This is a genomic window from Vibrio sp. 1-Bac 57 (genome assembly GCF_037546855.1).
Classification (GTDB): Bacteria; Pseudomonadota; Gammaproteobacteria; order Enterobacterales; family Psychromonadaceae; genus Psychromonas.
Window position 1 is genome coordinate 41457 of sequence record NZ_JALAAC010000012.1, and the last position, 15177, is coordinate 56633.

A 15177-nucleotide genomic window follows, 5' to 3' on the forward strand; every position below is an offset into this window, starting at 1 on the left:
GTTATTTTTTAATCCTATCATCAGGTGATTGTACTGGACTTTGATCTTCAAATAATGCATCGATATTAGCGCCTGCTGCATCTCCCCCTGCAGCGTCAGGATCACTTGATTCAGCTGGGGTTAATGCCTCACTGGCCGTCAATATCGGTAAAACATCCAGCGAACGCCATGCAGGCATTGCGGTTAAAAGGCTAGCTAACAGAGTGCCCCCTCGTAATAACCAACTTACAAAAATAGCAGCACCAGTAATACCCACGCCAGCGACTGTTCCAACGTTCAGGTCTTGAATGATTTGGTTTTGTTCTGCAGAAGCATCTAAGTCTTGTTGCATTTTATCCAAATCATCTAAAAATTCAGGGCTACGTGAGCCAATATTAGCAACCGTTGTACTGAGCGGCGTTATAGTTTCTGTTTGTATTCCATTATCAATCCAAATTGAGGTTAATTCCTGAAGAAATGTTTGGCTTTGCTCTTCAACTAAGGAGGTATTATCATTATCGTCATTACTTGCGGGACGCTCAGAAAGCACACTCAGGAAGATATCTTCGTCCAATGGTGTGGTCATGAATCGGCCCTGTTCGCCTAGTATGTCAATAGTAAGATCAACATCATTAACAGCTTCTGTAGCAATGTTGTTATCTACAATATCTTCAGGTGAGTCTGTATTGTCATCAGGAGTTGGCGTTGGCTCAAGCATTTCAGGTTCATTTATTATCTCATTATCAGTAATGCTGGTGTCTGTTTCTCTTGTTCCATTAATTTGTATTGTTACTGTACTGATGGTTCCATCGATACTACTGACATTAAAGGTTTCTGCATAATGTTCACCCTCAATCAATTGATTAAATGCTGATTTTGCCGTAAACACCCATGCACCTGAGGCATTAATAGTGAAGGTACCATATTTGCCTACAATAGTATTTGCAGCAAAGGTATTCTCTTCATTATCAACATCACTAGCAGTTAATTGACCAGCAGTGGTGATCGGGGCATCTGTTTCATCTACTTCCAAACGCTGACTACTCACTACCGCGGCATCATTAGTACCGTTAATTTGTATGGTAACGGTGCTAGCTGTGCCATCGATACTCGCGACATTGAAGGCTTCTGATATGTTTTTATTTTCATTCAAGGCATCAAAAGTGTCGTTCGCAATGAAAGTCCAAGCACCGGATTCATCAATATTAAATGTGCCGTAGGTGCCGATTAGCGTATCAGAAATGAAGGTATTATCCTCATTATCTACATCACTAGCTGTTAGTTGACCGCTAGTGGTAATCGCTTCATTCGTCTCACTTAAACTCTGACTTTCGCTACTTACCGTAGCCGCATCATTAGTGCCGTTAATTTTAATAGTAACGGTGCTAGCTGTGCCATCGATACTCGCGACGTTGAAGGTTTCGGATATGTTTTCATTTTCATTTAAGGCATCAAAAGCGTCATTAGCGATGAAAGTCCAAGCCCCAGATTCATCAATATTAAACGTGCCGTATGTGCCGATTAGCGTATCAGAAATGAAGGTATTATCTTCATTATCTACATCACTTGCTGTTAATTTACCGCTAGTGGTAATAGCTTCATTCGTCTCACTTAAACTCTGACTTTCGCTACTTACCGTAGCCGCATCATTAGTGCCGTTAATCTGAATAGTGACTTTGCTCGCTGTGCCATCGATACTGGCGACGTTGAAGGTTTCAGATATGTTTTCATTTTCATTCAAGGCATCAAAATTGTCGTTCGCGGTGAAAGTCCAAGCACCGGATTCATCAATATTAAATGTACCGTAGGTGCCGATTAGCGTATCAGAAATGAAAATATTATCCTCATTATCGACATCACTGGCTGTTAATTTACCGCCGGTAGTAATAGCCGAATCTGTTTCATTGATTTTCTGACTTTCGCTACTTACTGTTGCTGCGTCATTAGTGCCGTTAATTTTGATAGTAACGGTACTGGCTGTACCATCGATACTGGCGACGTTGAAGGTTTCGGATATGTTTTCATTTTCATTTAAGGCATCAAAAGCGTCGTTCGCAGTGAAAGTCCAAGCACCGGATTCATCAATATTAAACGTGCCGTAGGTGCCGATTAGCGTATCAGAAATGAAGGTATTATCCTCATTATCAACATCATTCGATGTTAATTGACCGCCGGTAGTAATAGCCGAATCTGTTTCATTAATTTCCTGACTTTCGCTACTTACCGTAGCCGCATCATTAGTGCCGTTAATTTGTATGGTAACGGTACTGGCTGTGCCATCGATACTGGCGACGTTGAAGGTTTCTGATATGTTTTCATTTTCATTCAAGACATCAAAAGCGTCGTTCGCAGTGAAAGTCCAAGCACCGGATTCATCAATATCAAATGTGCCGTATGTGCCAACTAAAGTGCTAGTTTTAAAAGCATTATCTTCATTATCGACATCACTGGCAGTTAGTTGACCGCTAGTGGTAATAGGCTCATCTGCTTCATTGATTACTTTAGTCTCCGAGCTAACCAATGCTGCATCATTTATTGCAGAAAATAGGATATCAGCAGTCATTTCTAAGGAATCGATTTGGCCATCATTAGCAACGACAGTTAACTTAAAATAGGTATCGATTAAAGCATCGTTAGCCAGTGTTGCTTCACCTACTTCTGTTAATGTTACTTCGCCGCTATTAGCATCAATCGTGAAATAGCCATTTTCATTGCCACTATTAATACGATAAGTCAGAGCGTCGCCATCTAAGTCAATAGCAGCGAAGCTTGCGACTAGATCACCCACTATTGCGATATTTTCAACCTGGGTACTACCATTTACCTTGTTAATGGTGGGCACATCATTAATCGCAGCAAACTCTATCGTTGCTGTCTCTTGCTCGGTTGTTAATTTGCCATCAGTGGCTGTAACGCCTAATGTGTAAACAGCGTTAGTTAAGGCATCGTTATCCAGTTCAACTTCACCAGCGTTCGTTAGGGTCACTACACCTGTATTAGTATCAATAATAAAGTAGCCATTATCATTACCACTGCTGATGTTATAAGTTATTGCATCACCGTCTAAATCGCTGCCTGTAAAGGTTGCAACCACATCTCCCGCTGCTGCAATATTTTCAACTTGAGTGCTACCGATAATGGTGTTGATGGTTGGCGCGTCGTTGATCGCCTCAAAATATATAGTTGCTGTAGCTTGCGCTGATACAAATACACCATCAGTGGCTGTAACAGCTAAACTATAAACAGCGTTAACCAAGGCATCATTTGATAGTATTGTTTCACCTGCTTCTGTTAGCGTCACCACTCCTGTATTGCCATCAATAGTGAAGTAACCATCGCTGTTACCACTATTAATATGATAAGTCACCTTATCACCATCTACATCGCTGGCGCTGAAAGTGGCAACCACATCTCCTGCAGTCGCAATGTTTTCAACTTGAGTGCTGCCCACATTAGTTGTAATGGTCGGCGCGTTGTCATTTACATGGTTAATTACAATTATTGCACTGGCTTCGCTTGAGCTGCTTATACCGTCACTGGCAGTCACACCTATCACTTGGTTACCGAGGTTAAGAATATCGTTTTCAATCGCCGTTTGACCAGCAGCAGTTAAAGTCACGTTGCCTGTGTTCGTATCAATCTCAAAGTAACCGTTGTCATTACCACTGGAGAGACTAAACGTCACGGTGTCACCGTCTGCATCACTAGCGCCGAAGATCGCGACGATATCTCCTGCAGCAGCAGTATTTTCAACTTGTGTACTGCCCTTAACGTTATCAATGATTGGTAGATCATTGCTTCCTGTTACCGTAATAGTGATTGTTTTTGTTTCACTTATGCCGTTTTCATTATCTGTCGCAGTGTATGTAAAAGCCACATCACGGCTTGTATTAACAGCCAAATCATCAAAATCTGCATTTGGATTAAAAGTATAACTTCCATCTTCATTGAAGATCAGTTTACCTATTTTTACATCATCAACCAGTTGATAGCTTACTATCGTTCCATCTACATCACTCGCCACGGGTACACTGCTATTTAAGATGCTGTTTTCATCAGTGGTGACTGCATCATCAAAAGCGACTGCTACATCGTTTACGTTTGTAATAGTTACATTCACTGTGCCGACTTGGCCTTCCTCATTTGTGTAAGTGAAGCTATCGCTACCGTTAAAGTTAGTATTCGGGATATATTTAATTGTGCCATCAGTATTGATTGAGACATTACCGTTAATACCCTGTGTGACAGAGGCCACTGGCGAAATCGCAGCATCAGTGCCATCGGCTGTATCGCTATCATTGGCTAGTACATCGATATCAATTGCCGCATCTTCGTTAGTCGTCGCGGTATCGTTGGCTACGACGGTTAAATCATTAACCGCATCCACAGTCACGTTAACCGTTGCTTCTTGCCCTTCAGCATTCGTATAAGTAAAGCTATCCGTGCCATTAAAGTCAGCATTCGGTGTGTATTTCACCGTGCCATCGGCATTAACTACTACTGAACCGTTGGTACCTTGAGTCACGCTTTCTACTGGCGAGATCGCCGCTGCAGTGCCATCGGTTGAGTCATCATCATTTGCAAGCACATCGATATCAATCGCAGTATCTTCGTTCAAGCTGGCGATATCGTTATTCACAATAGTTAAGTCATTAACCGCATCCACGGTGACATTAACCGTAGCTTCCTGACCTTCTTCATTGGTATAAGTAAAGCTATCCGACCCGTTAAAGTCAGCATTCGGTGTGTATTTCACCGTGCCATCGGCATTAACTACTACTGAACCGTTACTACCTTGGGTAACAGAGGCTACTGGCGAGATCGCTGCTTCAGTGCCATCGGTTGAGTCATCATCATTTGCAAGCACATCGATATCAATTGCTGCATCTTCGTTAGTCGTCGCGGTATCGTTAGCTACGACGGTTAAATCATTAACCGCATCCACCGTGACATTAACCGTGGCTTCTTGGCCTTCTTCATTGGTATAAGTAAAGCTATCCGACCCGTTAAAGTCAGCATTTGGTGTGTATTTCACCGTGCCATCGGCATTAACTACTACTGAACCGTTGCTACCTTGAGTCACGCTTTCTACTGGTGAGATCGCTGCTTCAGTGCCATCAACCGTATCGGTGTCATTGGCTAACACATCAATATCAATCGCAGCATCTTCGTTGGTGCTTGCTGTATCGTTATTCACAACCGTTAGGTCATTAACCGCATCCACGGTGACGTTAACCGTGGCTTTCTGCCCTTCAGTATTGGTATAAGTGAAGCTATCAGTGCCGTTAAAGTCAGCATTCGGCGTGTATTTCACCGTACCATCGGCATTGATAGTCACGATACCGTTGGTACCTTGAGTCACGCTTTCTATTGGTGAGATCGCTGCTTCAGTGCCATCAACCGTATCGGTATCATTCGCAAGTACATCGATATCAATTGCCGCATCTTCGTTAGTCGTCGCGGTATCGTTAGCTACGACGGTTAAATCATTCACGGCATCCACGGTGACATTAACCGTGGCTTCCTGTCCTTCAGCGTTGGTATAAGTGAAGCTATCAGTGCCGTTAAAGTCTGCATTCGGTGTGTATTTCACCGTGCCATCAGCGTTGATAGTCACGATACCGTTGGTACCTTGAGTCACGCTTTCTACCGGCGAAACCGCCGCTGCAGTACCATCGGTTGAGTCATCATCATTTGCAAGCACATCGATATCAATCGCTGCATCTTCGTTAGTCGTCGCGGTATCGTTAGCGACAACCGTAAGGTCGTTCACGGCATCCACGGTGACATTAACCGTGGCTTCTTGGCCTTCTTCGTTGGTATAAGTAAAGCTATCCGTGCCGTTAAAGTCAGCATTTGGTGTGTATTTCACTGTGCCATCGGTGTTGATTGACACGCTGCCGTTGGTGCCTTGGGTAACAGAGGCCACTGGTGAAATTGCCGCATCAGTGCCATCGGCTGTATCAGTGTCATTGGCTAATACATTAATATCAATCGCAACATCTTCGTTGGTGCTTGCAGTATCGTTAGCGACAACCGTAAGGTCGTTCACAGCATCCACCGTGACATTAACCGTGGCTTCCTGTCCTTCTTCATTGGTATAAGTAAAGCTATCCGACCCATTAAAGTCAGCATTCGGTGTGTATTTCACCGTGCCATCGGCGTTGATCGTCACGATACCATTCGCGCCTTGGGTAACAGAAGCCACTGGCGAAACTGCTGCTTTAGTACCATCAACTGTGTCGCTATCATTCGCAAGCACATCGATATCAATTGCCGCATCTTCATTAGTCGTCGCGATATCGTTATTCACAATCGTTAAGTCATTAACCGCATCGACCGTGACATTAACCGTGGCTTTCTGGCCTTCTTCATTGATATAAGTAAAGCTATCAGCACCGTTAAAGTTCACATTCGGCGTATATTTCACGGTGCCATCAGCGTTGATCGTCACGATACCGTTGCTACCTTGAGTCACGCTTTCTACCGGCGAGACTACAGCAGCACTGCCATTATCGACGGCATCAGTACTATCATCATCATTGGCTAACACATCGATATCAATCGCTGCATCTTCGTTAGTCGTCGCGGTATCGTTAGCGACAATCGTAAAGTCGTTCACGGCATCCACCGTGACATTAACCGTGGCTTCTTGGCCTTCTTCGTTGGTATAAGTAAAGCTATCCGTACCATTAAAGTTAGTATTCGGGATATATTTAATTGTGCCATCAGTATTGACTGATACTGAACCGTTGGTTCCCTGTGTTACGCTAGCCACTGGTGAGATCACCGCATCAACACCATCAGCCGTATCACTATCATTGGCTAATACATCGATATCAATGTCAACATCTTCGTTGGTCAAGCCTGAATCAGCATTCACAACCGTTAGGTCATTAACCGCTACGACTTTAACCGTCGTGCTAGCCAGATTGCTTGTATAGGTTCCATCACTCACTTCGAACGTAATAACACGTTCGGATTCATCTGGGGACTGCGAATTATTGTCATAGGTAACTGTTCGTAAAACCTGTTGATAGTTAGCTAGGCTGTCTGGACCGGAAAGGGTGAGGACACCAGAATCGTAACTGGCAGTGATCGATGTACCGGTTGTATCTACAGAGAGCGTTTCTGAATTAATATCAAGCAGGTTTGTGAGTGTCACGGTTACCGATGTCAAGTTCGAACTGCTGTCGCTTCTGTTATCGATGATTGTTGCATCATTATCCGCAATCAAAACAGCGCCACCGTCTTCTGTCCAAGTCGTCTCAAAATCTGATACTGTTGCAGCTGATGAGTCGTCCGCATCCAGATCCAACTGCAGTCTAACAAGATTATCGCCCTCAATTGTCCAGCCGTGGTCGGTAATCAGTGAACTCCTATCAGTAGCAGAGGCATTATAATACAATTCGCTTGCTCCTAGAGTGATGCCAGTGATGTCAGACTTCACGGCCTGTGCAGCCCAACCAATCAAGGTTGCATCATAATTCTCGATCGACAAACCTGATGAACTTAACATGTTGCCCATATTATTTACGTTATTGATCTTCCAACTGCCAATGTCCTGATCAAAAGCACTGGCACCCTGGAACATATTTGCCATCGTCTTAACACTAGAGGTATCCCACGCTCCTATATCTTGGTTAAAGGCTGTGGCATACCGGAACATATTGAACATCGTCGTAACGCTAGAGGTATCCCACTTCCCTATATCCTGATTAAAGGCATAGGCAGCACGGAACATATTTTGCATAGTCGTAACTTGAGAGGTATCCCACTCCCCTATGTCCTGTTTAAAGGCAATGGCACCAAAGAATGTAGACTGCATACTGGTGACACTAGAGGTATCCCATGTACTAATATCTTGGTTAAAGGCATCGGTATAGGCGAACATGCCATGCAAAGTGGTGACATTTGAAGTATTCCAATCTCCAATATTTTGGTTAAAGGCATCGGCGCTTAAGAACATATCCCGCATATTGACGACACTTGACGTATTCCAGGCACTAATATCTTGATTAAAAGATGAAGCACTACTAAACAGGCTTTGCATGTTGGTGACATTTGAAGTATTCCAACCTCCAATATCCTGATTGAAAGCAGTGGCACCATTAAACATGCCAGACATATCGGTTACACTGGATGTAACCCACCCGCTGAGATCGGCATTAATACTGGTCGCGCCCTTAAACATATCAGAAAGATTGGTTATTGCAGATAAGTCAGGCGTATCTGTCGCATTGATAACAAGATTATCCGCACCTTCAAAGGCATCGTCTAAATCCTGCCAAGCGATATTGCCCCATTGCTCGATGGTTAATAACTTGTCAGCATCAGTGGAAGCGGGGTTATTATTCTTTGTGTTGGAGTCGTCGAAGTTAATACCAGGGAAGTCACCGACAATTGAAACGGTATAGGTGCCTGCTATATCATATTGGTGTTCTGCTGGACCAGATGTGTGCGTTGAGGATGTGCCATCTCCCCAGTAGACAGTAAAATTAATATCTCCAGAGCCTTTGGTCCCAATTGGAATACTAATTTGGTTATCATCAGATGTGCCAAAATTATCGGTTTTCCAGGTAGTAATAAAACCAGTCAGAGCCTCTAGATTAACGGTTTGTGTCGTTGTTGACGTATCACCTGTATTTGAAGCCGCTGTTACTTTAAAGTCAGGAAGATCTTCCCCACTGTTCACCCAGGTCACCCCGGCATTCGTTAAGGTTACTTCACCCGTTTCGCTATCAATTTTATAGTTGGTTCCATCTGCCGCGCTCAAACGGTAACTAATATCACCACCATCCTCATCAGTGGCGCTAATAGTTGCAATTATGGTGTCTGTTTTAACCGTATCTTCGTTTAAGATATCAATCAGATCGACCGTTAATACAATCGGATCATTGATGGTGTTAGTGGTAACAGTATTGGTTGCGGTCACACCATCACTGGTGGTTAAGCTAATGTTCGCCAGTGTATTGCCCGCATCTAAATACGCTTCACCGGCCGCGGTTAATTTAACGTCGGTGCCATCTAGTTCATAGCTACTGTTTGTGTTAGTGCCTGCGGTAAAGTCAACCGTTAAGCCGCCTTCTTCATCGGTCAGCGTGTAGCTTCCCATCACGGAGCCAGCAACTGTTGTATCTTCGGTCACCGTAACATCGGTCAGGCTCAAGGTTTCAACATCGTTGACTGTTGTTACCACTGGCGTATCTAAAGCAGTACTAGACAATGGCGTTGCGTTATTATCGGTGACTTTTAGATCAATCGCATCGAGCGTGCCACCCACGTTGATGACATCAATACCCGCTTGTGTCAGCAGTATCTTACCGTTTACTGTATCTAAAGTGTAATGAGTGCTCGCCGTATTAAAGGTTACCGTTAATTGGTCGCCATCACCGTGATCATCGGTGGTGTAACTACCCGCAATGCTGCCCCCCGCAGTTAAGCCCCCAGCATCTTCAGTAAAGTCATTAGCCGTTATTTCAATAGTAGGAGTGTCATTGACTCTTGTGACGGTTAAACTGGCAACCACCAGCCCTTTACTAAATGCCGTAGTTCCACCACGATCATCTGCTAAATTAAAAGTATTCGCTTTTTCGCCATGTACTCCTGATGTTTGATCCCAAGCAACGTAGGTTAACAACTCTGTACCATACCAATCAGAGTCGGGGATGAAACGTATTCTGTCATCCGCTCCCAACAAGAGTGATTCACTTTCAGAAACAGAATTTATTGTTACCCAACCTGAACCGATATCGTATTGCCAATCACCATTAACACTTGATAGACCACGAATCGCGATACCTTCTAAGGCTCCGCTATCTGCATCACTAATAGAATCAGTGTCCGTATTTGAACTGGCAAGTATCTCAGAAATCAAGTTGCCAGTGATATTGTCTTCACCCATATCTTCGCTGATAGTCGTTAAACTAATACCGGCATTTTGCTCTATTACTGGCGCATGGTTGTCATCATTCAAGATAGTTGCTACAGCACTGTCCTGAGTACCAAATTCGACATTTTGCTCACCGTCCGCAGCTGCAAGCGCTAATAAAATAGTTTCATCATCTTCTGGGGTATCGTCATCGTTAAGGGTAATGGTAATGGTCTGCGGTTGAACATCAGGACTGGTGTAATCACCCGCTTTAATCGTGATAGGTAAAGTAAAAGTATAATCCTCGCCCGAAGTGGCTGTACCGCCAGTAACGGTAAAATCAAAATTCTTAGCGGTGGTACTTTCAAACTTAGAGGTGACTATATAGCTGATGGTCATCGTTCCAGCGTTTTCATTTGCACTGAATACAGCAGGGTCGAATTCAATAGTGACAACACTGTCGCTACCTGCATCTGTAATTGTCCATCCTTTCGCTTTTAACGCATCAACAGCGCTAACATCGCTATAGTGAAGCCCATCGGCGCCAAGCGAGATACCAGAGTTTACCGTTTGTGTTGCCCAACCTGTAAGCGTGCTGTCATAGTTGCTAATGGACAAATTACTATTTCTTAGCATGCTTGCCATATTGGTGACGTTTGCTATATTCCAATCACCAAGACTTTGGTCAAATGCAGACGCGTTGTAAAACATATACCCCATATTGGTAACGCTAGATGTGTTCCATGCATTGGTGCCTGAATTGAAGTCGAGGTTCTGGTTGAACGCGCTTGCATTGTAAAACATGTTCAGCATACTGGTAACATTGCCAGTATTCCAGCCACCAATATCTTGGTTAAAAGCCTTCGCACCGAAAAACATCGCTTCCATGGTATTAACATTTTCCGTATTCCATGCACCAATATTTTGATTAAAAGCGTCTGCTCTGTTAAACATATTTTGCATGGTAGTCACATTTAACGTATTCCAGCGTCCAATATCTTGATTAAAGACATTTGGATTTGCGTCACTATCCCCTTTGAACATACTACTCATGTTAGTGACTTTTGACGTATTCCAGTCACCAATATCTTGATTAAAATCGCTCGCATTCAAAAACATACTTTGCATGTCAGTGACACTTGACGTATCCCATGAGCCGATTTTGCCGTTAAAGGATGAAGCGTCTTGAAACATCAAAGACATGTTAGTAACTTGAGAAGTATTCCATGCGTTGGTATCTGAATTAAAAATGAGATCTTGATTAAAATCACTGGCATTACGGAACATAAAACTCATGTTGGTGACTTTAGCGGTATTCCAACCACCAATATCTTGATCAAACTTGATCGCATTGTAAAACATGTTTTGCATGGTTGTAACGTTGCTGGTATTCCAACCACCAATGTCTTGATTAAACTTGCTAGCATTGTAAAACATGTTCAGCATATTGCTCACATTGCCTGTATTCCAATCACCAATATATTGATTAAAAGATGAAGCCCCTTTAAACATACTTTGCATGGTAGTGACGCTTGAGGTGTCCCATGAAGTTTCACCAGTCTCTGTATTGGTCTTTGTATTGATATCTTTGCCAAACGCAGTTGCGCCTGAGAACATACTTTGCATGCTAGTGACGCTTGAGGTGTCCCATGTACCTATATTGCCATCAAATGAAGTAGCGCCGTTAAACATGAAACTCATGTCAGTTACACTGCCAGTTTTCCAGTCGCTCAGACTCTGGTTAAATTTTGTTGCGCCACTGAACATCGAATTCATTATTTTGACGTTCGAAGTATCCCAATTAGTGATATCAGTATTGAATAAGGTAGCACCGCTAAACATACCTGATGTAGTGGTGACTTTCGAGGTGCCCCATGAAATGTCTTTACCGTCTATGTCTTTCTTTGTACTAATATCCTGGTCGAACTTTGAAGCATTTTGGAACATATTCCGCATACTTTCGACATTTGAAGTATTCCAGTTGCCAATGTTTTGATTGAAAATTGTGGCACCAGAAAACATGTTTTCCATTGTAGTGACATTTGATGTAACCCATGAAATGTCATTTCCATCTATGTCAGTTTTTGTACTAATATCCCTATTAAACTTTGATGCTCCTTGGAACATATTCCACATATTGGTGACACTTGAAGTATTCCAATCACCAATATCTTGATTAAAAGAGGATGCCCCTTTAAACATACTTTGCATGGTGGTGACGTTGGATGTATTCCATGAACCAATATTTGTATCGTACTCAGTAGTGCCAAACGCAGTTGCGCCTGAGAACATACTTTGCATGCTAGTGACACTTGAGGTGTCCCACGCACCTATATTGCCATCAAATGAAGTCGCGCCGTCGAACATATAGCTCATATTCGTAACTTTAGACGTATTCCATCCGCTAATATCTTGATTAAAAAATTTAGCGCCGTTGAACATGAAACTCATGTCTGTGATGTTCGATGTATCCCAATCCAAAGTTTTCGATTCTGTATCGATAGTCGAGTCAATTTTAGTAGTAATCGCGCCCTTAAACATCTCAGAAAGATCGGTTATTGCAGAAAGGTCGGGCGCATCGGTCGCATTAATAACAAGGTTACTCGCACCATCGAAGGCATCGTCTAAATCCTGCCAAGCGATATTGCCCCATTGCTCGATAGTTAATAGTTTGTCAGCATCACCGTCATTCGGGGTCTTACTATCTTCGTTGGTATCGAAGTTAATGCCGGGAAAGTCACCGATAATAGCAACGGTATAAGTGCCTGCGTCAGCGTAAGTGTGTTCTATCTTATCTTTATCAAACCCATCTTCCGAGTTGTAAATGTCTGATGTGCCATCTCCCCAGTAAACAGTAAAATTAATATCTCCAGAGCCTTTGCTCCCAATTGGAATACTAATTTGGTAATCTTCAGATGTGCCTGCATTATCGGTTTTCCAAGTAGTCACAAAACCAATCTGTTCTGCTGTTGTTTGGTCGCCCCCCACCGTTAAGTCGACGGTGCCGGTATCACTGTTACCTTTGCCGTCTGTAACTACATAATCAAAACTCTCATTAACGGCAGTGGCGGCTGTGACCTTAAGACGACCATCAGCACGCAGTTCAATCACCGCACCCGATGCTAGGGTTATGGGCGTTCCTGTAACAAGAGCGTATGTTGTATCATTATCTGCAGTATCGATGATATGAGTAAGCGTTAAACTGTCACCGTCTACATCGATGTCATTACTGAGCGGATCGATGGTGACCGGGACGCCTGCCGAAACAGTAAAAGTATCATCACTGGCCTCAAGATTTAGGTTGGTGACTGTCACCGCCAGATCTTGAATATCTGTCGCATTATTACTGTCTGTGGCAGTAATCTGAACGTTATAAATGTTGTCTACACCGACATCAGTAGGCGTCTCGAAATCAGGTGCCGAGTTAAAGGTTAATTCATCTGTTGCACTGCCGATGCTGAATAATGACGCATCGGCGCCACCAGTAATGGTATAACTAACAGTATCCCCATCAACGTCAGTGCTAGTGACAGTGGTAACCTCAACAATATTTTCTGCTACGTTAATAGAAGCATCAGAGGTGATGCTTGGCGCATCATTGACGGCTGTAACTGTGATTGAAGGACCGGTACCTGTTGCACTAAATGCTGTGGTGCCGCCAAAAGAAGAAGCATCAACAGTGGAGCCTTGTAAACCAAATGTACCAGACGTCTGATCCCACCCTGCAAAACCAATAAACACTTGACCATTCCAATCTAAGTTCGGAACGAAGCGCAAACTATCTTCACTACGCAATAAAAGTGAATTGGATAGAGATATTGTTTCTGTAGATATTGAATCAACTCTTTGCCAGCCAGAGCCAGTATCAAACTCCCAATATCCATTAGTATCAGGGAGGCCATAAATGGCTATTCCTTGGAGCGCATCCGCATCAACATCAGTGAAGAAACCGTCACGGGCAATAATATCGGAGACTTTATCACCCGTATTGGTGGTTGGATCTTCAGAAATATCAGATAGGTTGGTAGTATAGTTAAGCACAGGCGCATCATTAACCGCCGCAATCGTCCCGCTCGCACTGTCTATAGTCTCAGTACCACCGTCATTAATGGTGTAATTAAAGCTCACAGCACCGTTATAATCAGCAGCTGCGCTGAAAGTGATATTTCCGTCTGCACCTATGTTGACAGTACCATTGGTGACAGTGATGCTTTGTTCTACCCCGGTGAGTGCAGTCGCATTAACTGCAGTAATAGAGGCGCTCGCACTATATCCACTTAGCATATCGGTATTTAAAGTCGCAGTAGTAAAGTCTTCATCACCATCAAGTAAGTCAGGATTATCAGCCAGTAAATAGCTCCAGTTTTGCTGGGTATCTGCATCAATAATCACATTAGATTCTATTGTGCCGGCTTCATATTCAAGCTCCCAGTCTCCACCAAGGTCAGTATCTCCGGTTAAATCATCGGACGCGGCCACATCGGCATCGGTTAATTGTGATAGCGTATCAATAAACGCGATACCTTGAGCATCAGCAGCCAAATCACAGCCATAAATAAGCCAATCACCCTCGGCTGAAAATGCATTACCCCACTGGCTTATTGTCTGTGAGTGTTGAGTTAATTCGCTTTGGCTTAATTGGCTGTTACCGACCTGCACTGAACCTGATGACCCATGGGAAATAAGGTGCACAGCATCTAGATTTTGTTGGTCTGCGAGGATTTCACTGATTTGCTCAATACCATTACGGTTTGAATCTAGAATAATCACTTCAAGAGTAACGTCATCATCGGTTTGTGATTGTATGCTCTCGACTAATTGCGCGTAATCTTCTACATCGGCATCAATAATGACCAGTTCATGACGAATATCGGTTGTTTGTGACGTTGACTCAATCAATAATTCGGAATGGTCATCTTGAGCATATTGATTGTTGTCTTGACTAGAATCATTGATAGCAGTGGTTTGTGACCTTGACTCAACCAGTGATTCGGAATGGTTAGCATCATTAATAGCTGTATCTTGCGCGTCAATATAATCGAATTCTGCCTGCGCATCGCGTAAAATATCTTCCGTTGACATGTGATCAGGTAAATCGAGATCACCAGCAGATAGATCTAACCCCGGTAAGTCAGCTGACAGTAAAATACGCGGCTCAAGCCCTTCAATAACAGGCGCGTTATATTTACGTTTTTTAATCGATGTCGATTTTTTCATCACAAATTTCATCACCACTACACCCCTAATTCTGAGGAGTAATTAGTAGTAGCAGTGGCCATTAAGTAAGACAGTGAATAAGGTTGATCCCACTGAAAAGCGTATTTTTT

At 43.2% G+C, this 15177-nt stretch carries 1 protein-coding gene; it reads right to left on the reverse strand.

From position 1 onward, the window contains the following. Window position 1: 1 nt before the first annotated feature. Complete coding sequence (locus MT391_RS09845; RefSeq protein ID WP_499497842.1) at window positions 2-15079, reverse strand: BspA family leucine-rich repeat surface protein; 15078 nt, start codon at window positions 15077-15079, stop codon at window positions 2-4. Window positions 15080-15177: the final 98 nt, after the last annotated feature.

Excerpts from the sequence above, each read along its gene's own strand:
- MT391_RS09845 (WP_499497842.1), bottom strand. The coding sequence starts at position 15,079 with ATGAAATTTGTGATGAAAAAATCGACATCGATTAAAAAACGTAAATAT.